General features: G+C 39.7%; 11 protein-coding genes. 4 read left to right on the top strand and 7 right to left on the bottom strand.

What is annotated here, in order from left to right; translation table 11 throughout:
• Positions 1–394: 394 nt before the first annotated feature.
• From BMY70_RS05640 to BMY70_RS05630, 3 genes are read left to right on the top strand one after another with little or no spacing between them, the layout of a single operon-like run.
• Complete coding sequence (locus tag BMY70_RS05640; protein ID WP_090333169.1) at positions 395–3,136, top strand: glycoside hydrolase family 31 protein; 2,742 nt, start codon at positions 395–397, stop codon at positions 3,134–3,136.
• Positions 3,137–3,141: 5 nt separating this feature from the next.
• Entirely contained in the window at positions 3,142–4,353 is a 1,212-nt protein-coding gene (locus tag BMY70_RS05635; RefSeq protein WP_090333166.1) for a DUF4249 domain-containing protein, read from the top strand.
• A 16-nt stretch (positions 4,354–4,369) separates the two neighbouring features.
• Positions 4,370–6,754 (top strand): TonB-dependent receptor, encoded by a 2,385-nt coding sequence (locus tag BMY70_RS05630; protein ID WP_090333164.1) that lies wholly within the window; start codon positions 4,370–4,372, stop codon positions 6,752–6,754.
• A gap of 3 nt (positions 6,755–6,757) precedes the next feature.
• Here BMY70_RS05630 and BMY70_RS05625 read toward each other — a convergent pair whose 3' ends face one another.
• The 5 genes from BMY70_RS05625 to BMY70_RS05605 form a co-directional block, all read right to left on the bottom strand.
• The gene (locus BMY70_RS05625) at positions 6,758–9,916 is read right to left on the bottom strand and encodes a VCBS repeat-containing protein (protein WP_229209496.1); all 3,159 of its coding nucleotides are present in this window, start codon (positions 9,914–9,916) and stop codon (positions 6,758–6,760) included.
• Positions 9,917–10,102: 186 nt separating this feature from the next.
• Positions 10,103–13,441, bottom strand: a complete 3,339-nt coding sequence (locus BMY70_RS05620) for a VCBS repeat-containing protein (protein ID WP_090333157.1) — start codon at positions 13,439–13,441, stop codon at positions 10,103–10,105.
• A 2-nt stretch (positions 13,442–13,443) separates the two neighbouring features.
• Complete coding sequence (locus BMY70_RS05615; RefSeq protein ID WP_143072062.1) at positions 13,444–14,025, bottom strand: hypothetical protein; 582 nt, start codon at positions 14,023–14,025, stop codon at positions 13,444–13,446.
• A gap of 75 nt (positions 14,026–14,100) precedes the next feature.
• Positions 14,101–15,591, bottom strand: coding sequence for a RagB/SusD family nutrient uptake outer membrane protein (locus BMY70_RS05610; protein WP_090333152.1), 1,491 nt, complete (start codon positions 15,589–15,591; stop codon positions 14,101–14,103).
• Between the two features lie 19 nt (positions 15,592–15,610).
• Positions 15,611–18,676 (bottom strand): SusC/RagA family TonB-linked outer membrane protein, encoded by a 3,066-nt coding sequence (locus BMY70_RS05605; protein WP_229209495.1) that lies wholly within the window; start codon positions 18,674–18,676, stop codon positions 15,611–15,613.
• Positions 18,677–19,118: 442 nt separating this feature from the next.
• On the opposite strand from BMY70_RS05605, the gene BMY70_RS05600 reads away from it, so the two are divergent.
• On the top strand, positions 19,119–22,085 hold the full coding sequence (locus BMY70_RS05600; RefSeq protein ID WP_090334741.1) for an FAD-binding and (Fe-S)-binding domain-containing protein: 2,967 nt from the start codon (positions 19,119–19,121) through the stop codon (positions 22,083–22,085).
• A 1-nt stretch (position 22,086) separates the two neighbouring features.
• Here the strand turns inward: BMY70_RS05600 and BMY70_RS05595 are convergent, their stop codons facing one another.
• A complete protein-coding gene (locus BMY70_RS05595; protein WP_090333149.1) occupies positions 22,087–23,334 on the bottom strand; it encodes an MFS transporter in 1,248 nt (415 codons plus the stop codon).
• A 55-nt stretch (positions 23,335–23,389) separates the two neighbouring features.
• On the bottom strand, positions 23,390–23,797 hold the full coding sequence (gene arfB / locus BMY70_RS05590; RefSeq protein WP_090333147.1) for an alternative ribosome rescue aminoacyl-tRNA hydrolase ArfB: 408 nt from the start codon (positions 23,795–23,797) through the stop codon (positions 23,390–23,392).
• Positions 23,798–23,991 lie beyond the last annotated feature (194 nt).

The following is a 23,991-nucleotide window of genomic DNA, read 5'->3' as shown; positions in this document are numbered from 1 at the left end:
TATCGGCTTTCAATCAATGCTAGAGTATATCGCGCTTTCAGGACATAAATAAACTTTTCTTTAACAAAATGAAATCTTAAACCCGCCAGTTGGCATAGATAAGGAACATCAGCGGAGCTAACTTGTACATAATTTTAGGAGAAGGATTTTAGCTTCTATGAATAATTTCATAAGACAGTCTGTAAAATCTTCAATATCGGTTCCATAATATTAGAATAGAAATTTCCGCGTTATTGTTGGACAAAACTATTGTCCTGCAGTGACTTATAGCAATCCGGAAGTGTAAATTTTATTCTAATAAATACCAATACTTTTTTTTAAATTTGGATAAAAGACATTTAATTTTAAGTTATTCAAATTTTCTTAAACATGAATTTTTGCCTTTCAATCTTTCATGACTAAACCTTACTGGTTGCTTTTTTTGATACTGTTTTATAATTTCTCATATGGACAAAGTGCTGGCAACTTTGTTAGTTACGAGAAATCAGGGGAAAGTCTTATCATAGAAGGAACTGGCGGGGCACTGAAAGTCCAGGCAATTACGCCGGAGATATTTAAAGTTCAATTTCTCACTTCCAAGGCGAGCCAAGCCTATGATAGTTCTTATTCCGTATCTCTGAAATCAATTACTCCTTTTGAAACTGTTGTTGAATCCAATAATAAAATCCAGCTTTTATTTGAAAATTGTTTACTTGAAATAAACAAAACGCCGCTCACTATTGCTTTAAGATCAGGTGATGAACTTAAAATAAAAGAAGATAAGGGCATCCGATATTTAAAGGATTCAGTATTCCTTTCATTTGAGATCAATCCATCTGACGTTTTTCATGGCGCTGGCGGCCGTCCGTCTGGGCCCGATTTAAATCGAAAGGCTTTTGAATTCTACAATACATGGGAGTATGCGTATTATGATCAAGCTACCGGATTATCCCAAAGTTTTAATATTCCATTCATCGTCTCTTCTCACAAGTATGGTCTCCTTTTGGATAGTGACAAGCCTGGGTTGATGCGGATGTACATCGGTTCGCTTGATTCGACCAAACTTAACATCGAAATGGTTAGCTCCGGCAAATGGGCCTATTACCTCATTAACGGCGACAGCAACGACAAAATCTTGGAAAATTATACACTGCTAACCGGAAGACAACCACTTCCTCCGCGTTGGGCACTTGGGTACATCCAGTCTAAATTTGGGTATAAAAATCAGAGTGAAGCGACAAATGCAGTCAGTAAATTACAAAATCAGGGATTTCCTCTTGACGCAGTCGGGCTGGATTTATATTGGTACGGCGACGAAACTAAAATGGGAAATATTGACTGGTATTCGCCAAACTGGCCGTCGCCGGAAGATATGATGAAAAAATTAAGCGCCAGAGGCGTGAAAACGATATTAATTACCGACCCCTATATCAGCACAAAGTCAGACCAGTATCAAACTGCAGAAACTTTATCGCTCTTTGCCAAACGATTCGATTCAGGCCAAACTTACACACAAGACATATGGAATGGCACAGTGGGGTTATTGGATATTTTCAAACCGGAAACGCAAACATGGCTTTGGAGTAAATACAAAAAACTCAGCATACAGGGTGTCAGTGGATGGTGGAATGATAAAATTGAGCCGGATTATCATCCATTTGATGCGTATCATGTTCTTGGGAATGCACGCCAGGTACATAATCTTTATCCTCTTTTTTGGTCCAAAAATCTATATGATCATTACAAGGCTGAGTTTCCTGAAAAACGATTATTTAATCTTACGCGCTCTGGATGGACAGGTTCCCAACGATACGGAGTACTGCCGTGGAGCGGTGATGTCGCGCGTTACTGGGCGGGGTTGAAGTTGCAGATTCCTATTATGGTTCAAGCCGGAATGTCCGGAATCGCTTATATGCATTCAGATATTGGCGGGTTTGCAACGATGTCTGATAAAACAGATAAAGACGAAGAACTGGATTTACGCTGGTTTCAGTTAGGCACCTTTTCTCCCATTACCAGAAACCACGGACAACGCCCGGACCCTGAGCCTTTTAATTTAAGCGAACCATTTTACAGTATTGTAAAACACTATCTCGGCATACGTTATCAACTGCTTCCTTATACCTACTCACTTGCGTGGGAAAACAGCATTTCCGGTAGGCCAATCTGTATGCCGATGGATTATTTTGCAAACAGAAGAGACTTGGGTGATGTTAATGATCAATATTTTTTTGGTGAGAATCTTATCGTGGCTCCGGTACTTCTGCATGGAATGCCTTCACGAAAAGTCGTTTTACCGGAAGGAAAATGGTTCAATTTCTGGACGGATGAATTGTATGAAGGAAATAAAAATATCTTCCCGATGCTTTCGGTTGATCATATTCCTGTCTACGCCAAAGCAGGAGCTATCATTCCACTTTCATCTTCCACAAAAAAATCGACCGATTACTATACCTCCGACAGTTTGACGATAAAGTTTTTCCAGGATATTTCTGTCCCCTCTCCGACATTCCGTATGTTCAACGATGACGGCACAGATCCGAATTCGCTCACAAACGGGAAATATGAATTAGTTGATTTTACAGGACGGATTTCAACAGACAGTGTTCAAATAACCACAGCAAGAACGAAGAGCTTTGATAAAGCTATCGTCAGAAGAAGTCTCATTTATGAAATTAAAAATCTTACCTCCCCTCCTGTCACTTTGAAAATTAATGGTAAGAACCTACCGATTGTTCGCTATGCCAATGAATTTACCAACAACGCAGCCTACTATGATTTAGAAAATAAGGAATTGAAAATAAGGTGTGACTGGGAATGTAAAGATCCGTTAGTTATTTCTTTGACCCGAGATGGGCTTGCTGTTATTACAGCCACTGAACCGCCTACACAAGAAAATATTTTAACTGTTTTCCCCAATCCCGGGTTTTCTCAAAATCCTTTGTCTATTAAAATAAAATTTATAGAATCTGGTGTTTACAGTCTTGAAGTTTTTAATAATGCCGGGACAATAGTTGCTGACAAATACTTAGGAAAGCAACAGAAAGGAAGTATAATGGATTTTGCTCTGGACGTGCAGAAACTGAGAGGAGCTTATATTTTCAAGCTTAAAAATGAAAGAGATAAAATTCAAACAAAAACAGTCGTCATTGAATAGTTCTTATGTCTATAAAGTTTTCAGTTTTGCTTGCAATATTCTTCACTTATCTGTCAGGATGCGTGGAACCGTTCAGTGTCAAATTTGACACAGCGAAGGAATATATCGTGGTAGATGGCGTGGTAACTGATATGGAAGGTCCGCAGTATCTTAAACTTTCCAAAACGAACCCTGATGCTGTAAATGAAAGCTCCGAGTTTTCACAAACGATCTGGACAACCGGTGAATCTACATTGCCGCTTTCAAAAGCAAAAGTAAAAATCATAGTCAATGGTTCACAAATCTTCAATCTTACCGAGACTGATCCCGGCGTTTATTTGCTTCCCGCCGTTCTGAAAGGAAAAGTTGGAGACTCCTACCAGTTGCAGTTTGAAACCGAAACAGGAGCAAGCTACGAATCGTCTGCGGAAAAAATGCTGCCGGTCGCGCCGGTGAAATCTGCCTATGATGTATTTAATCCGAAAGGTTTACCAAATTATTCAGAGTACTATCGGGATTTTACGCCAAGTAATGACATTTACGTAAATTTCGATGATCCGTCTGGTGAGCAAAATTTTTATCGCTGGCAGTGGACTTTATGGGAAACTCAGAAAAACTGTGCAACCTGTAATCAGGGTAAGTATTATCTTTTTCAATCTGAAAACGGCGTTGACGGCAACTGTTTTAAAGATCTCACGCTCAAATACAATAATATTTACGATTACGCCTGTGAAGATTTATGCTGGGACATTTTTTACAGTTCTGAGATCACCATTTTCTCTGACATTTACACCAATGGGCAAAGCCAAAAAGACAAGCTAGTGGCTCAGATTCCTTTATTACAATCCAATCCGTGTCTTGTTAGTTTGCAGCAAAACTCACTTACTCCCAATGCTTATCGATTTTTAAAATTAATTCAGGATCAAGCGGTTAATGCCGGAACATTAGCCGATACCCCGCCCGCACCTATACAGGGAAATGTGCTGAATGTGCGCAATAAAGATGAGTTGATCATCGGATTCTTCACCGCATCTTCCGTCGCCGAATATAAAACGATGCTTTGGCGAAAAAATATAAGTAACCTGGCCGTTTTGAATCAACTCTTTAAAACAATTCACAACAGGGATCCTGTCTTCGAGGAACGATCTCCTGAGCGTCCCTACATTCCGTTGGCAATTTGTAAAAACAGCAGATCCCGAACTCCGTTTTTACCCAAGGACTGGAAGTGGACACAATAAATATTAAGCCACCGCTATGAAGGCACTTTATCTGATTTGTTTTTTACTGACTGGATTTGGCGTTAATGCGCAAGGTCTGAAAATAACGGGAACCGTTAAAGATTCTGCGACGAATGCTCCGTTGCCTGACGCGACAATTATTATTGATTACCGCAAGAACCTGTCTACGGACAAAGTGGATGAAAAGGGCAATTTTTCAATCGAGCTTCCCACCGACGACCATGTCATTACGATTCGTCATATCGGTTATGAAACTTTCAGAACCTTCATAAAAAGCGGGGTTCAAAAACTTAATCTCAACGTTCTTTTAGCACCTACTTCCAGTCAGCTTGAAGAGGTAATTGTTACCAGCAAAGGATACGATCAGACCATTAGACAGCCTATTTTAGGCTCTCTTCAAATCAATATCAAAACTCTTGAAAAACTCCCTTCTGCGTTCGGAGAACTTGATATTTTACGAAGTCTTCAAATGCTGCCGGGTGTTTCCAGCGTCGGGGAAGCTTCCAATGGAGTAAATATTCGTGGCGGAACAACGGATCAAACCCTGATCCTGCTTGACGATACACCTATTTTCAATCCGACGCATATGTTCGGTTTGTTTTCTGTGATACCTCCCAATACTGTGAATAGTCTTGATTTGTATAAGGGAAATGTTCCCGCTCGATTTGGCGGCCGGGTTGCATCTGTTTTGGATATTTCAACAAAAAATCCGAGTCTGGATAAATTCAAAATTTCTGGAGGAATCAGTTTGGTTTCGAACAGATTGATGATAGATGTGCCGGTGATAAAAGGGAAACTCGGTGTTTACATTGCCGGAAGAGGCGCATTTAATGACTTTATTCTGCCTAAATTAGATAAGCGGCTAAGTAATATCCGGGCAAAGTTTGGTGAACTTTCAGCTAAATCATTTTACCGGATTGATGATAAAAACACTCTCACTTTAATGGGATATTACAGTAATGATTATTTCAAAACAGACCTTCTGACAAATCTGCCAAATGTCGTTGGAACGGATACCTACTATAAGCACATTACCCTGAATGGAATGGCGCGTTGGCTTCACGTCATTTCATCACGTCTGAATTTGCAGACATCGTTCATTTTCGCAAAATATTCTCCGGAAATTGGCACAAAGGAAAAAGCTACAGACAATATTGTACAATTAGAATCGTCCGTAGCGCAGCAACAGATAAAGTCGAACTTGAATTATCAGCTCGAAAATCATAAAATTGAAACTGGTATCGTTGGAACGCGATATGAAATCAGACCTGGTACTTTGGTGCCAGGACTTAGCGAAAGCGTAAATTATATCACGACCCCGACTGAAAGGGCTAATGAACTGGCTTGGTATCTGGACGACGAGATAAAGATTTCTCCAAAACTGGCGATGTCCTTTGGTTTACGATATTCTTATTTTATGGCGATTGGGAAATCGATAATCAGAAATTACGTCTCCGGACAGCCAAGGGACGATTTTTCGGTAACTGATTCTACCAGCATCGGCAATGGAAAAATCTCGAAGGCTTATGGCGGCTTCGAACCCCGACTTGGCCTAAGTTATTTGTTGAACGATCAGGTTTCTTTAAAATTCGGATACAATTTAATGAGGCAATATATCCAGGTTGTCTCCAATACCGCAACACCTATTCCTACCTCCAGGTGGAAAACCAGCGATACGCATATCAAACCCCAGATAAGCAATTTATTTACAGCCGGAGTTTATAAGACATTTACTGACAACATTTACGAGATGACCGTTGAAGGTTATTACCGATTTGCAAATAACATCATTGACTACAAGCCCGGAGCAGATTTTCTTCTTCAAAAATATCCCGAAACACAATTAATTCAAGGCAAGAACAAGTCTTATGGTATTGAAGTTATGCTGTCAAAAAAGAAGGGGCAATTAAAAGGCTGGGCAAATTATACGTTTGCAAGATCATTCAACAGAACTGATCAAGGCACTTTAATTGAACTTGTGAACCGGGGGGATTGGTATGCAGCTAATTACGATAAACCACACTCTTTCAATGCTTCGATGGATATTACTGTGGACAGCCACAATTCTTTTGGTTTCACCTTTGCTTATAGTTCAGGCAGACCATACAGCGAACCTATTGGATTTATTAATTATCAAAATAACGTTTATCCATTTTACGACAAAAGAAATAACAAAAGAATTCCTGATTACCACCGGCTTGATTTCGCATGGAATATCTACAATCCGAGTATGAAAAACCGTAGATGGCAAGGTCAATGGACCTTTTCGGTTTACAATTTGTATGCAAGAAAAAATGCGTACTCTGTTTTTTTCAAAACTGAAAATACGGTTACCAAAAGCTATCAGTTGAATATTTTCGCAACCCCTATCGTTACAGTGGCTTATAATTTTGTCTTTTGAAAATCAATTTTTCTTTTTTATAATTACTAATTTATCATCATTTCTAGCCGCTACAACCGCAGTTCCGGTTTTCAATCTGATTTCACGCAACTTTCTGACCTGACCTTTCACCTGCAAACCATTTAGAGGCTGAGGGCTAAAATCACAGTTTCCGCGATTGATCAAAACCGTTCCATAATCCGCATCATATCGCCCCATTTGAATATTGATATTATAAAAATTCCCCATCACCAAAATATCAGGAAGTTTGTCTCCGTTTGCGTCGATGATTTGAGCATCATAATATGGTGCCCACTGCGCGCTAAATTCGAGTGGTTTAAGAGTAAAATTACCTTTTCCATCATTAACCAAAATAGAATTTGCAAAGTAATCTGCTTCTAAAATATTGGCCTCATTTAACTTCTCTTTACCGAGAATATCAGCCATGCCTGCCTTTGCAAATTCGGTGGCATAGATATACTTTTTTCTAATAACCGGCATCTGCTTCTCGATTTCCAATTTGGTCGGGAAAAGCGATTCAACCCCATTGAGATAGTAAGTAAGGATAGGCTCTTTCCTCCCGTTATTGTCATAGTCGTTAATGTACATTTTAACAGGTTGCTCTTTACTAGCCTTAATACGGCTATTTAATCCAAGGTTGCCCGCAAGTATATCCAGATCACCATCTCCATCGAAATCATAAGGCATTACAAAATTCCACCATCCTTTACGTTCGGTTAGCATCTTTTTAGTAAAACCTTTTCCGTTGTTTTCCATCATGCAAATCCCGTCCCATTCCAATGCCAATAATAAATCCTGGTCACCGTCCTTATCTAAATCAGCAAGTTTCGCACTTTTCACATAACCGATCGAGCCCAGCTCTTCTGCATACTGATTCGTCACATCTTTGAATTTTCCGGTACCATCATTTTCTAATAGATATGATCTCGGAATTTCCCCATAATTTAAAGGAACCGCCCTTCCGCCAATGAACAAGTCGATCGATCCATCCCCGTTAAAATCAAGAGGAACTACACATGACGCAGTCACGTATACATTGGAAAAAGCATCCAATTTGGTTTTCAAATTGCCTTTTCCATCATTTAAATAAACACGGGGGAGTTGATATTCAGAATTGTTGGTAAATTCGTTCCCACCTGTTGCAACAACGAGATCCGGATTGCCATCCTTATTAACATCAACCCACTGCGCATCTATTTCTTCATAAGTACTATCTGCTGTAAGGGCGGCCTGAACCGACTCTTTAAACAACCCTGCCGAGGTCTGCGTAAACAAATGAGACCTGAATTTCTTAGATGATCCTATAAAAATGTCGTCCAGGCCATCATGATTTATATCAGCGATAGCCAGAGCCGGACCATCCGCTGAAACTTCAAAAGGAATCAATGAATTTCGATCAAACTCGACAAAATTATTTTCCTCATGACGAACATCCAAACCTAATTTGGCAGCAATATCTTCGTATGAGTATTCTTTCGCTTTACGATTTCCCTTAAATGATGTGTAATCAAAAGCAGGCAATGTTTTATTATAAGTTAGGTTTAATGAGTCTTTCAATGCAGATTTGGTCACGATCTGGTATTTATTATCGGGCCAAATAACCAGCATGGAGTCAACTTCTGATTTTTTTCCTAATCCGATGTTCAACGGCACTTCCATGCTTGATTGAAATCCACGGACAGGAAATTTCTCATAGCTTTCTACCTTATCTTTTTTGAATACCAGACATTTTGCACCAATTGCGTTTAAATTTCCCTGGGCTCCTTTCAGGTATATACGCATAAAATCGTTTTTCGAAGTCTTTGTATTTGCCAGATTTTCGTAAACAAAGGCTTTATCGTTTATATTATTGGTAACAATGTCCAAATCACCATCATTGTCAAGGTCAGCATAAACCGTACCGTTGGAATAGGAAACTTTATCACCTTTAATACTACCTTCCAAATCCTTAAAAATCAGATCTTTTTGATTTAGAAAAAACTTATTAAGCAGCTTAATTTCAGGGAGTTTATCGGCAAGCCTTGGATCGTTTTCATCAATATCTTTTCTTTTCAATCTTTCCTGAACCACATCATCCGATATGAATTTTATATAGTCAGTATCGTTCATTCGTTTCGGAATACCGTTTGAAATAAAAAGATCTTTTGACCCGTCATTATCAAAATCAGTAAAAAGTGCCGACCACGACCAATCTGTTGCGTGAATGCCTGAATACATACCGATTTCGCTGAATGTGCCATTGCCATTATTGAATTGCAGATTGTTTCTGGCAAACTGATAATTATATCCCTGCCTGATCTTATATTTAAATATACTGTACATATCTTCTCCTTCAGATTTTTTCAGAATCTCGTAATTTGAAGGAAGCATATCCAGAGAGACAATTTCAGGAAAAATATCATTGTTGATATCTGCAATATCCACACCCATAGAAAATTGGCTGGTATGCATGATAGAAGTTTCCATTTCATCTTTAAAACTTCCATTTTTCTGATTGATGTAGAGGTAATCGTTTTCATGAAAATCATTACCAACATACATGTCAGGATAACCGTCAAAATTGATGTCACCAATTCCTAAACCAAGACCATAACCCAGAACAGAGCTATTTATTCCGGTTGTTTTAGAAACTTCCACAAATTTTCCATTGTCATTTTTGAAAAGCTTGTCCCCTGCAAGCGGATGATAAGTTCCGTCGAAAAGTGCCCGTCGCCCGAAAGTTCCGTTCTGATGAACTGAATGGCTCATTTGAAACATGTCAAGATCACCATCCAGATCGTAGTCAAAAAATGCAGCCTGCGTTCCAAACACGACTAAATCCAAGCCATATTCTTTTGACTTTTCTTCGTAAACGGGTATACCCTCTTTGGTTATCTCCCTACAGACAAACAATAAATTATGCCCCTTTACACCCTCAAAATCACCAACCTGACTAATATAAATGTCTAACATTCCGTCCTGATTGATATCAACAATCGAAACTCCGTTTGACCAGCCTTTTCCTCCTTTAAAATTTGATTTCTCAGTAATGTCTTCAAATTTCATCCCCGACCTGTTCAAGTAAATTCGGTTTGCCTCCTGATTAGCTGTAAAACATAAGTCTATCAAACCATCATTGTTCAGATCACCTGCGCCTACCCCGCCTCCATTATAGAAGTACATGTAGTTAAAAATATTGAACTGCTTGGAGGATTTAAGCGTATTAGAGAAATCAATACCGGTTTTCTCGGCTGATAATAACTCGAATATATAATCTCTCTGGTCTTCTTTTTTGGAACAGGAAGTCAGACCGAACACAACACTAAAAAAAACTATCCTAAAAAATATTTCTTTCATAAATCGCTAATACTATCCCTTATTAACCCGAAACAAAACTGGTTTTGCGTTATTAATAAGGTTTATCAGATAGGGTTTCCCATTAATCTTAATTGAACTGATTTGCTTTAACTCTCCGTCAATGGAATAGCCACTTTGTGTGCTAAGTAAAACATCGAATTTCATGTTTCCTTTATTAATCAAAACATTTCCCCTGCAAGCGTCCAGAGCTCCTAACTGAGGTATAAAATGAGAAAAATTACCGCCAACAATTAAATCCGGCATTCCATCTTTGTTTAAATCTGCACTTTCAATTGCATTCAGACAAGAGAATTGCATCATATCAGGTAATGCGGAAAGTTTAAAATTGCCCTTTCCATCATTTATCGCAATCGCAGACTTAAGATAATTTACTGATCTCTCATAGCTGGACTCCATCAGATCATTTGGAAAAAGCTCCTGAATAGAATTTTTCGCATATTCAGAGTGCTTGATATTTTTCTTTTTAAGGAATGGAAATTGTGTTGTCAATTCACGTTTCAACAAAACCGGCATGTCACGGCTACCAACTGTCTTTGTCATAACTTTATCCATATTGCCATTTTTGTTGAAATCATTGATCCAGATCTTAATCGGTTCTTTTTCCGATGCATTCAAAGAAAAGTTCTCACCGATATTGCCCATGACAAGATCAAGGTCACCATCTTTATCAAGATCTACAACTTTCAGACTTCCCCAAAAGCCATTATACTGATCCAGGCCAGAATCCAATTTTTTAAATTTACCATTTGAAAATGTAAAAACTGAGGGAGCCATCCAATCACCAACAACAATCAGCTCGTATTTTTTATCCCCATTGACATCAGCCCAATAAGCATCACGAATCATGCCGATTTTCGTCAACTCAGGCGCAATATTTTTCCCTACCTCTCTAAAATTGCCTTTTCCATCATTTTGATATAAATAACTTGTCGGAGTGAGCCCGTATTCTCTCGGAACACTTCTGCTCCCTACAAAAATATCTATATCGCCATCCTGATCGTAATCCGAAGTAACAATAACGGCTGTGTTCATCCCGTTAGGAGGTAATGCTCTTGTATTTATTGTGAAATTACCTTTTCCGTCATTCAAGTATAATCTTGTTGGCAACTCCTGAGTTCTTGGTGCCGACTCGTTTCCGCCACTTCCGACAACCAGATCCAGATCGCCATCGCTATCAGCATCAAAAAACTGAGCAGCAGTATCTTCGAAACCTGCAAGGTCGTGAAAAATTTTCTGTTCCGATTTCTTAAATCCATTGCTCGTCTGAAGATATAACTGACCTCCCTGCCCTTTGGCTCCGCAAATATAAATATCCTCTTTCCCATCCTTATTTACATCACCGAATGCGGCCTTTGGCCCCTCTTGGGAAAGCAGCATGGGAATATTGCGCTCGTTGAAAAAGTCATCATAACGGTCTTCTACGTGTGATTCAAAAGAGGATGTTGTTTGAGATAACAGATAATCAACGGCAACGATTTGTGGTGAAAAATTCCTCTTCCCTGCATCCTTTATAGAAAGGATAAGCGTGGTATCAATTCTTGGGTTCAATTGAACCGTTACTGTTCTATCTGGCCAAATGACCCGGAGAGAATCAATCTTTTTAATACTTCCCAACCCAATCGTGACCGGATACTCCGTGCTGGACTGAAAACCTCGTGCAGGATTTATTTGTCTGCCAAAAACTTCCTTTCCGGCAAATGCTTCAACTTTTGCACCAATCGCAAAGGTATTCCGGCCCTCACCTTTCAGCCTGACTTTGAGGAAATGAGCACGTTCTTTTTTAGTATTCGATTTATTCTTGTAGACAAAACATGGTTGATTTACATTATTGACAACAAGATCCAGATCGCCGTCATTGTCAAGATCCGCGTAAGCCGCTCCATTCGAAAACGATTTTTGATCTAAACCGAATTCAGATGCCTTCTCCGGAAACTTATAATTCCCTTCATTATGAAAAAAATTATTCGCAACAGGATTTGACGGCATTTTATCGATGATTTTCTGCATACTTTCTTTCTCTCCCGACATCACCATTTTCTGCACAACTTCATTCGCAAAAAAATCGATAAAGTCCTGGTCAAGGATATCATGATAAATACCGTTGCAGACGAAAATATCGGTTTTAGAATCATTATCTGCATCAAACATCAAAGCACCCCAACTCCAATCGCTCGCGGCTACGCCGGCATAATTAGAAATTTCACTAAACGTTCCGTCCTGATTATTAAACTGCAAACTGTTTTGCATGTACTGATTATAAAAACCCTTTTCTTTTTTTAGATTAAAAAGATAATGATTTTCGAATGAGGTTGTGGTCTTTAATCTGTATTCGTCCCGGGGAAGCATATCGGTGACAAACAATTCCGGATAACCATCGTTGTTTATATCTGCCATATCAGCACCCATAGACGCTAGGCTGGTATGTTTGACTCTTTTTTCCAGCTCCTCTGAGAAAGTGCCGTTTTTGTTGTTAATATAGAGATAATCCTTTTCGTAAAAATCATTACAGATGTAGAGATCAGGATATTGATCCCCGTTTATATCGCCTACAGTAACTCCGAGACCGAATCCTATTAAACTACCATAAATTCCGGCTTCTTCGCTGACATCAACAAATTTACCATTGTCGTTTCTCAATAATTTATCTCCGCCGCCTTTCTTTAAAAAATCTTTGACCGGCCAGTCTTTTGCTCTTAAATCACGATTATTCGCGTAGTTAAGCGTGTTAACCGGAATAAAACTGTTATTTAAAATAAAAGCATCAAGATCTCCGTCAAGATCATAATCAAAAAAAGCTGCATGGGTGGTATAGCCGTCTTCATTCAAACCATATTGTGCCGCCGATTCTGTAAACGTCAGATCGCCATTATTAATATACAAAGCATTTTCCTGACTTACTCCCTTTTGGTATCCGGCGTTGCAAACATAAATATCGAGCAGGCCGTCAGCATTGATATCGACCATTACGACACCAGTACTCCATTTCATACTTTCCGCAACGCCTGCTTTCTCTGTTATGTCCTCAAACTTGAAATTTCCTTTGTTGAGGTATAACTTATTATCGCCCATGTTGGCGGTAAAATAAATATCAGCAAGTCCATCATTATTAATATCTCCCACAGATACGCCTCCCCCATTATAAAAATTACGGTAGGTGAAAATGTTGAAATCGTCTCTGTTGACAACCTTGTTTTCAAAGTCGACGCCAGAATCAGCAGCATCTATCAATTCAAATATGGCCTTTTCATGTTGATCTTTTTTGCATGAAAAAAATAAAAAGCCTATAATCAGGACACCTCCAAAATTTATCAGTTTGGATACATAGCTCATAGTTATTTTGACGACTTAATAGCGCTGAATAATTCTTCCTCAGTAATATTTAACAGATTAAAAACAGGCTTTTTATAAATTATTGTTGCATCAAACGTTTTAAATTCTGTTGGTTGTTCGAAATCACTGTATTTACCTACCTTGCCCTTAATCTTAAGAATCATTTTATTCTTAGAAAATTCTTCAAGTGTCACAGCACCATCCGTCATTATAAAAGCTTCACCGATCATTTTCTGCTTATCGACCAGTTTACCCATTTTGACGCCGGCATTCACCTGGTCATCAGAAAAAACTTCCTTTTGGGAAGGAATGGACAAATACCAATCGTCACCTCCAAAACTCACTATACTCCTGCCGTCAAACTGGTCAATAAGCGTAATACTCAGCAGTTTATCAGAAGCATTTACCTCGCCCTTAAATATACTTTCCTGAGGATAAAATTCTTTACCATCAATCTTGTATATAACCTTTGCCTGATTTTCTCCCAGCTGTTTGTAAATCGCGTCACTTTCTCCTGACGAAGTACAGGATATAAAAATTGGTGCAGTAAGAAATAAACAAAAAATAATCTTAAAATACTTCATGAATCTAAAAGTCAAATAAAAACAAAAATGCTCGAATATTTCGAGCATTTTTGTAAGCAGAAAAAAGTTTTTTTTTTAATATCCTGGATTCTGAACAAGATTAGCATTTGAAACCAAAGCTGCAGAAGGAATAGGATAAAGCGTGGTATAAGCTTCTTTTACAGCAGTACCTTCACCGGTCGTAAATTTACCAAACCGAACTTCGGTTGTTCTTTTACCACCTTCCCAGTACAATTCTCTTCCAATTTCATCAAACAGATTTTGTTCTGTCAGCGAACCAAGTGCAGTAGCACCACGTGTTGTTCTCAGTGTGTTGATCTGAGTCAAAGCACCACCCGCATCTCCGCCTCTCAATTGAGCTTCTGCCTTCATTAGATAAGCTTCTGCATAACGCATCAAAATATATTTCCCCGAATTTGCAGGGTGATATTTAATCACACGTATACCCTTGTCTGTCGCTGCACCTGCCAGAGGCACATCTCTCGTGAATGATAATGGCTTTTGCGTACGAACATCAATGACAGGAGCGCCTTTATCATCGTACTGTTGTCCAATCAGGAATCCAAGACCAATACCGGAATACTGCGTCCCATCTTTCTTTGCAGGCGCGCCTATTCTCGTATCTTTTGATTCAAACGTATCGTAAAAATCTGCCAAGGTAGCAAATCCGTTCCAGCCCGATGGATTCTGACCATAATGGAGAGTCATAAACCAACGGTTTTGCGCAGTTCCTTCCAAAACAAGCAAAATCGGCTCTGTTTTAGCAGCGGATGAGAACGTCGAAAAGTAATCTTTTTCCAAAGCATACCCGTCAGCCGTTATTGCATCAACATAAGCAATAACCTTGTCCATATCTGCTTTGTCAAAAGTGTACGGCCCACCCGGAGTCGTACCTTTATATACAGATTTGTTTAGGTAAAGTTTCGCCAATAAAAAATTAGCGGCTGCTTTGGTAGCAATACCATTTGTAGCAGACGGTCCTGCTTTCGTCAAATTAGGCAAAGCTTCTTCAAGATCTTTTACGATGTAATCAAACGCTTCCGAGCGTGACAATACTTTGGGAAGATCATTAACCCCTTGCGTAACCTCCCTAACCGGGACTACGCCCCAATAATCCATTACCCAGTACATATTGTAAGCTCTCAAAAACTGAGCTTCTGCTTTTTGAACAGGTGTCGGGTTTGAAGCAATAATTTCAGTTGCTTTATATGCACGTTGGTTAAGTGCATTCCAGGCACTTAAAATATACGAGTGGGAAGCATCCCAGGTATGCGCATCAAGCGTACGCCAAACACCGTTATCTCCCCAGTCCACTCCACGTGTTGGCGGAATCATTTCTGCCGTAGTGTGCTCACCTAATGCATAAATACCTGCCTGATCTGAATAAGTTGAAAGATCCTTATAGGCAGAAGCAAGTGCTTCCGGCACATTAACAGGTGCAAACCCTCCTTCTACTACCTCATTCACAACAGAGTCCTTTTCGTCATTAACAAGGTCGGTACAGGAAGTTAAGGTTGCAATACTAGCACTCAGTACCAGTAATTTATATATATGACTTGTTTTCATTATCGTAGGTTATTGAAAATTAGAATGAGAAATTTGCACCAATAGTCCAAGTTCTAGAACGTGGATACGCCGTGTAATCAATTCCAAAAGAAGGAATGTCATTCAATGATTTATTAGTACTTACTTCTGGATCTTGTCCACTGTATTTTGTAATTGTGAATAAGTTTTGACCTGACACAAATACTCTTGCGTTAGATAACACTTTACTGCTCTTCATCGGAATACGGTATCCTAATGAAAAGTTTTGCATTCTGATAAAGTTACCCTTCTCAAGGAATCGCGTGGATACGTCCGGTGCATTTAACGCACCTTCACCATTGCCAATTACATTTTTGGTTACGTTACGTCCATTTGCAAATGAACCTTGAGTAAAGAATGCATTAGCAGTATTGGAGTATAGGTAGTTTCCAAAAACACCGTTAAAGAAAATACTTAAATCAAAATTACCGTATTTTAGGTTATTTGTCAAACCTGCGTTAACCTTCGGCAGAGGACTTTTCCCTCCCAGGAATTGCTGGAAATCTCCGTTTGGATAGATCGAATTACCGTTGTCGTCAAATCCACCAAATTCACGAAGAAAATAGGCAAATAAAGGCTGTCCCTCAGCGAGACGTTGTGCGAATGCACCAGAAAGTCCCTGTCCGTTGATCTCACCTGTATCATACGTTCCAATCAGGTTTTTAACAAGGTTTTTGTTGTAAGATGCGTTAACCAAAACTTCCCATGAAAACTTAGTTCCTTCAACTACAACACCATTCAGAGCAAGCTCTATACCACGGTTTTGAATATCTGTGTCAAGGTTTCTGTACACAAATGGGTTTGGAGCAGGCTGTGCAGCAACAACTTTGAACAACAAATCTTTTGTACTCTTATTATACGCATCAATGCTACCCGACAGTCTGCCTTTCAAAATAGAAAAGTCGATACCAAGGTTAAATGCAGCAGTAGATTCCCACTTCAGATCAGGGTTGTTAAAAGCGACAGCATTTAAACCACCACCTGTAATGCCGTCTCCATTCTGGTTGATAACATAGTCAGAGTAGCGATCTCTTCTGTCATATACGTTGTGAGGAATTGCCTGATTTCCAGTTACACCATATCCTACTCTTAAAGAAAGGTCTGTAAACACGGTTTTAGGTATGAATTTCTCTTCAACTAGCTTCCATTTAAACGCTCCCGACGGGAAGTATCCGTATTTGTTGTTTCCACCAAATTTCGAAGAACCATCGACACGCAAAGTACCCGTGAAAAGATATTTATTTCCAAAGCCAAGATTTACACGACCAAAATAGGATTGAAGTTCATCTTTTACATAACTGGAATTTTGAACAACTGAGCCTACGCTGCTTAAAGCAGTGGCATCTTTAATACCAACCGTTCCGGCGATACCCAGGTTATTGATCATCAAATCAAGGTTATCTGTTCTGAAATTAGCTGCCTGAATATTTTTGCTGCTGTTTTCGAAACTTTGGTAAGAATATCCTAACAAAGCATTCAGAGTGACCTTTCCAAACTCTTTATCATAGGTAAAGTAATTTTCCCAAAGCTGGTTGTTTGCTTCAACATCTCTGATGTAAACGCGTCCAATATTTGTAATGCCAGTAACAAGCAAATCTCTTCCATAAGCCTGTTTTCTGGAAGACATTGATTTGTCAAAACCAAGTACAGTCTTAAACTTTAATCCGGTGAAAATTTCCATCTCAGCATTAATATTACCAAGAGCACGGAGTGTACTGTTTTTATCACGTGATAACTTTACAAATGCCATCGGGTTTGGTTCCGTAGTTGTGACCTGATTGAAACCGCCACCGGCATTATAAACGGATCTTGTTGGGTTGGCTTTTAGAATACTACCTAACAAGTCGCCCTCAAAACCAATATTTTCAGAGATTGGAACACCCGTGTCTAAGGTGTTGGCAAAATTCAGATTACTTCCGATAGTCAGTTTATTATTGATAAACTTTTTAGTACCGCTGAAACCAACACTATATCTCTTCACATTAGAAGTTTGAACAATACCATCCTGGCTTAAATAACCGAGTGAAAAACGGTAGTTTCCTGAATTATCTCCACCGCCATAAGAAAGGTTATGCTGATGTGTCATGGCAGTTCGGAACAACTCTTTTTGCCAGTCTGTTTCAGCCCCCTGATCCTGTCCACCAGCGGCAACATATTCCTGAGCATTAAGCAGATCATATTTTTTAGTAATATTACTGATACCCAATGAATAGCCATAGTCAAGAGAACCTTTTCCTTTTCCACGTTTCGTGGTAATTAAAACCACACCATTAGCTCCCCGAGAACCATAAATTGCCGTTGCAGAAGCATCTTTCAGGATGTCTATACTTGCGATATCATCCGGATTCAAGAAGTTAAGCGGGTTTTTCGCAGGCTGACGGCCAACACCCTGGTTATCGCCACCGCTTGAAGTATTATCACCACTTAAAGGAACACCATCAATTACAAACAGCGGGTTATTTCCGCCTAGCACTGAAGATGTACCACGGATACGTACGTTAATACCACCACCAGGCTCGCCGCTTGACTGAGTTATCTGGACACCGGCTACTCTTCCCTGCATTAATTGCTCAGGCGAAGTCACAATACCCTTCTGGAAATCTTTTGATCCCAAGGCAGATACTGCACCTGTGGCATCCTTTTTTCTGACTGTTCCGTAACCTACAACGACCACCTCTTCCAAAGCACGAACATCCTCCGAAAGTGTGACATTAATTACAGATTTATTACCGACAGGAACATCCTGAGGTTCAAAACCTATTGAACTGAATGAAAGTGTCGCGTTTGGAGCAACATTTACCTGAAAGTTACCGTCAACATCTGTGTTGGTTCCGGTTGTACTTCCTTTAATGGTAATTGCTACACCTGGAAGACCTGAACCTTTCGAGTCTGTGACCTTCCCGCTAACAGCATTTTGGGAATAACCTGTTAAAGTAAATAGTGCAAATGCAAGCGTTAGTAAAACTGATCCCAATCGATGGCTGTTGAGGGACATGACGCCCCAAGGGGATCTCGCTGCCTTGTGTTGACCATACATAAGTCTGTCAGAATTGGAAAATTTCATCATAAATAGGTTAATTGATTTTGTTCGATCTTTTACTACATGCCTTTGGTTCCAATTTAACGATTATAAATAAAAGTTCAGCCAGAGCTTTTAAGAATAATTCAAAGAATCAATTGAAATTTTAGACAAATAGTCGACTAAATTAATAAAATAAGTTGAAATATCACAAGTATAAGTGACAAAGAAATATTCGATTATTATTATTAAATATTCAATTTGTCACTTTAATGCAAATAGAGGCCCTTTTTACGAATTTAACTTGCTTAACATTAAGCAAAAAATTATTTTATTTTTTCTAAGATAACTTATAGTATACCAAGAGTTACATTTGTTATTTTCTGTTTTTGGAAATTGAGTTCTGTAAACCTTTCTATAAAAATTTCATGATTTGATCATCGGTTGTGTGTAACTTTGGTGCAGTTTCGTTTCTGTACTTTTTTTGTTTATGACACCGCAGTCCTCCGTTTCGAATACCGAATTACAACAATTGGCCCGTCAGCTTACCGGTGATTTTTATGATGACAATACCATGCGTACCCTATACGCGACGGATGCATCCGCTTATCGTGAAATGCCGCTGGCGGTTGCAATTCCCAAAACGCTTGAAGACATTAAAACGCTGATTGCTTTTGCAACCAGTAAGAAAATCTCTTTGATACCGCGTACTGCCGGAACTTCGCTGGCGGGACAGGTTGTGGGAAGCGGTATCATTGTCGATACTTCGAAACATTTTACAAAAATTCTGGAAATTAATCCGGAGGAGCGATATGTGAGAGTAGAGCCGGGTGTTGTCCGTGATGAATTAAATATGGCGCTGAAACCTTACGGCCTGTATTTCGGTCCGGAAACGTCAACAGCCAACCGCGCGATGATCGGTGGAATGGTGGGAAATAATTCCTGCGGATCGAACTCGGTGGTTTATGGAAGCACGAGAGAACATTTACTTGAAGTAAAAGCCATTTTGGCGGACGGAAGTGACGTAACCTTTGGAACAGAAACGCTGGAAACATTTCAAGGCAACCTAACTGATTCCGCTGATTCTCTTGCCGGTAAAATTTACGCAAAAACTTTCGAAATACTTTCTAATCCAGCCAATCAGCATGAGATAAGAAAAGAATTCCCAAAACGTAGTGTTGAAAGACGTAACACGGGTTATGCCCTGGATATGCTTCTGGAAACGGAGCCGTTTACACCGGCAGCGGAAAATCAGGAAGTCGTACCTTTTAATATGTGTAAGCTAATCGCCGGTTCGGAGGGAACACTTTGCTTTTTGACAGAAATAAAACTGAACATCATTCCGCTGCCTCCAACAACACAAGGTTTGCTTTGTGCGCACTTTACTTCAATTGACGAGGCTTTAAGAGCAACAATTTTAGCATTAAAATACAAACCGCAGGCAGTCGAGTTAATCGATAACTACGTTTTGGAATGTGCCGCTACGAATAAAGAACAAAAAGCCAACGCATTTTTTGTCCAGAATACTGCTTCGGGTGAATATCCGGCCATTCTTGTTGTAGATCTTTCGAGAGAAACGAAGGACGAAGTTGAAGCATTGGCTCAGGCCCTGGAAGCGGATTTTATTCAGGCTGGAATGGGCTACCATTACCCTTTGCTTTTTGGTGATGACACGAAAAAGATATGGACGTTGAGAAAAGCAGGATTAGGATTATTAAGTAATCTTCCCGGTGACGAAAAAGCAGTTGCAGTGATTGAGGATACCGCAGTTGACGTTTATGATCAGCCACAATATATTATTGAATTTAATGACATTCTTAAAAAACACGGAATGTCGGCCGTGCATTATGCGCACGCCGGTTCCGGAGAATTGCACCTTCGCCCGATCATTAATTTAAAGACCAAAGAAGGCCACGGGCAGTTCAGGACTATTGCCGAGGAAATTGCAACCCTCGTGAAGAAGTTTCAGGGCTCACTTTCCGGTGAACATGGCGATGGCCGTTTGCGCGGAGAATTTATTCCGCAAATGGTTGGTCAGCATAATTATGAGTTATTCAAAGAACTGAAACGTACCTGGGATCCATATAACATTCTGAATCCGGGGAAAATTGTGGATACCCCCCCGATGGACACCTTCCTTCGTTACGAGGCAGATCACGTGACACCGGAATTTAAAACGTATTTCCGTTATCAGGATCAGACGGTTTTGCAGCATGCGGAACAATGTAACGGATCCGGCGATTGTCGTAAAACCGAAATGAGCGGCGGAACAATGTGTCCGAGTTTCATGGCAACGCGAAATGAAAAGGATACAACACGCGCACGCGCTAATATTCTTCGTGAGATGTTGACAAACTCTCCAAAAGAAAATCGTTTTGATAATAAGGAAATAAAGGAAGTTTACGACCTATGTCTTGCCTGTAAAGGCTGCAAGGGCGAATGTCCTTCGAATGTGGATGTAGCTAAACTTAAAATGGAGTTTTTGCAGCACTATCATGATGAACACGGTGTCCCGATACGTTCATGGCTGGTTGGAAATTTCTCTAAACTGAACGGTTTGGCGAGTTATGTTCCTTGGGCATATAACATGATTTTCAAAAATGCGCCGCTTCGTAAAATTGCTAATAACGTTGTAGGTTTCCATCCGGAACGTACAATGCCTCTTTTACATGATACTACCTTAATTTCATGGTATAAAAAACGAAAAAAACCGGGCATCACTTCTGAGAAGAAAGTGTATCTTTTTTGCGATGAGTTTACCAATTACAATGATGTTGAGATTGGCAAAAAAGCAATTCAGGTTTTGGAGAAATTGGGATATGAAGTAATTATCCCAACACACGGACCATCCGGACGACCTCAGTTGTCAAAAGGTTTGTTAAAAGACGCGAAGAAAATAGCCGAAGAAAACATAAGACTTTTGAAAGGTATCATTTCCTATGATACGCCGCTTATTGGCTTGGAACCTTCAGCAATCCTTACTTTCCGTGACGAATATCCGGATCTGGTCGGTGAAGATTTGATAGAAGATGCGAAAAAATTGGCCATGAACGCTTTGCAGTTTGACGAGTTTATATCGCGCGAAATTGAATTAAAACACATTTCAAAAAATTCGTTCAGCAAAGAAAAACGCCTGATCAAATTGCATGGACATTGTCAGCAAAAGGCAATTTCCAGCATGGTGCCTACGAAGAGAATGTTGTCATTGCCGGAGAATTATACTGTGCAGCTGATTCCTTCGGGATGCTGCGGTATGGCCGGTTCTTTCGGATATGAAAAGGAGCATTATGATATTTCAATGCAAATCGGCGAACTCGTGCTTTTCCCGACAGTTCGCAAACAGGCAGAAGATGTGATCATTGCCGCTCCTGGTACAAGCTGCCGCCACCAGATCCATGACGGAACTGGTCGTAAAGCACTGCATCCTGCCGAGATATTATTTGAAGCTTTGGTCTAAATTATTTTTCGACGTAATCCAGTTCCTTACCGTACGTTTCTTCCATTTTCCACAGAGAAAGTAAGGCAAGCAAAAAGCACACGGCTCCAACCGCAGCGCCTGCCTGAAGAACACCCCAATCCGGTTTGAGGAACTGGAATATGGGTAGCGTAATCAAAACAGTAGCGCGAACATTATTGGCAACCGACGTGGTAACGGTTGCACGAAGATTAGTACCGAATTGTTCGGCAGTCGTTGTAAGGAACATTGCTATATAACCAATGGAAAAACCGAGCCAAGTGTAGCAAAAATAAAGTGTTTCCGCTGATTTTATTTCTCCGTAAAGCAACACCACAGCACCAGCCAGAGTCATCATCATCATAACCAGGATAGCTTTTCTTCGCGATTGCAGCCACTGACTTAAAAATCCGCTAAAAAAATCTCCGGTTACAATACCGATATAAGTGTATAATACGCAGGTACCTGCCGGAATATCCCCGGGGATTCCGAGTGCTTTCGCAAATTCATTTCCAAAGGTGGCATAAATGCCGATGACCAGATACGTTGGTAACGCGATTCCCATACAGCGTAAATAGCGAATCAACCGCTCTCTTTTTGTAAAAATCGTCCACCACTGTACGGATCTTGAAATATTATTTTTGATCCCTTTCTCAAAGAGGAAAGATTCCAGAACGTTGACACGAAGCGCTAAAAGGATCAAGCCCATTCCTCCGCCAATGAAATAAGCCATTCGCCAATCAGTGAGTTTTACTGCGAAAAAAGCAGCAATCGCCCCAGCCAAGCCTACACTGGCAACAACAGACGCGCCATATCCACGATGCTCTTTTGGCAAAATTTCGGCAATTAACGTGATCCCTGCACCAAGCTCGCCTGCCAAACCCAGACCTGCAACGAATCTTAAAATGGAATATAACTCTACATCGTTTGTAAAACCGCAAACAATATTGGCCAGGGAATAAGTAAGAATGGAGCCAAAAAGCACTGAACGCCTTCCCATTTTATCCCCCCAAATCCCCCAGAAAAAACCTCCGATTAATAATCCCGCTTGTTGCCAGTTATAAATCTCTGCGCCAATCAATGAGATTTCCGCTTCGGAAAGACCGAGATCTTTCAGGCTCGGCACTCTGACAATATTAAATAGAAGCAAATCGTATACATCCACAAAGTAACCCAGCGAGGCTACGATGACAGGAAGTGAAAGTACAGAACGAAGCGCAGAGGTATTATTCGAAGCGGAAATTGAATTCATATTTTAAGCAGAGCAAGATAACAGGAGTCTTTTTCTAAAAGTATTAACAAATTACTTAATCATCAATTGGTTTTCTTCGCATCGATTTTACCTGCGACTTTTTTTGTTTACCTGCCAGCCTGTCGAGTTTGGAGGCTAATGTCGGTCGGGTTGGTCTTCGTTTTTTCTGAATAAAGGATGCCTGCTGAATTAATTTATTGAATTTTTCAACCACTTTATCTTTATTAGCAAGTTGTGAGCGTTCCGTTTGATGATAAATGACCAGAATATTTTCATTTGTCAGCCTGGTGCTAAGCTTGTTAATCAATGTCTGTTTTTCCTCGTCTGTTAAAAAATTCGAGTTCGGAATATCAAACCGAAGCTCAACTTTCGTTTCGACTTTATTAACATTTTGTCCACCACTCCCACCACTTCTGGCTGTTTGAAAAACGAGTTCGGAATGTAATTTTTCTGGATTGATCATGGCGTGGTTTCAAATATTGTTAACGTGTGTTAAGGTGTATACGAATTTGGTATCTTTTTACGCTTTCAGCATATAAAAAATCAGACGATAAAATTTCATTAAAAATATATAAAACTTTAATTATCATATATTTATACAAAATACCCTGTCTATCTAAAAGCTAAAATTAATCTTTTCAATTCAAATCAATTGGT

It is taken from the genome of Dyadobacter koreensis, assembly GCF_900108855.1.
Taxonomy (GTDB): domain Bacteria; phylum Bacteroidota; class Bacteroidia; order Cytophagales; family Spirosomataceae; genus Dyadobacter; species Dyadobacter koreensis.
The sequence above is the reverse complement of the archived record's forward strand: the minus strand, read 5'-3'. Positions and strand labels throughout refer to the sequence as shown.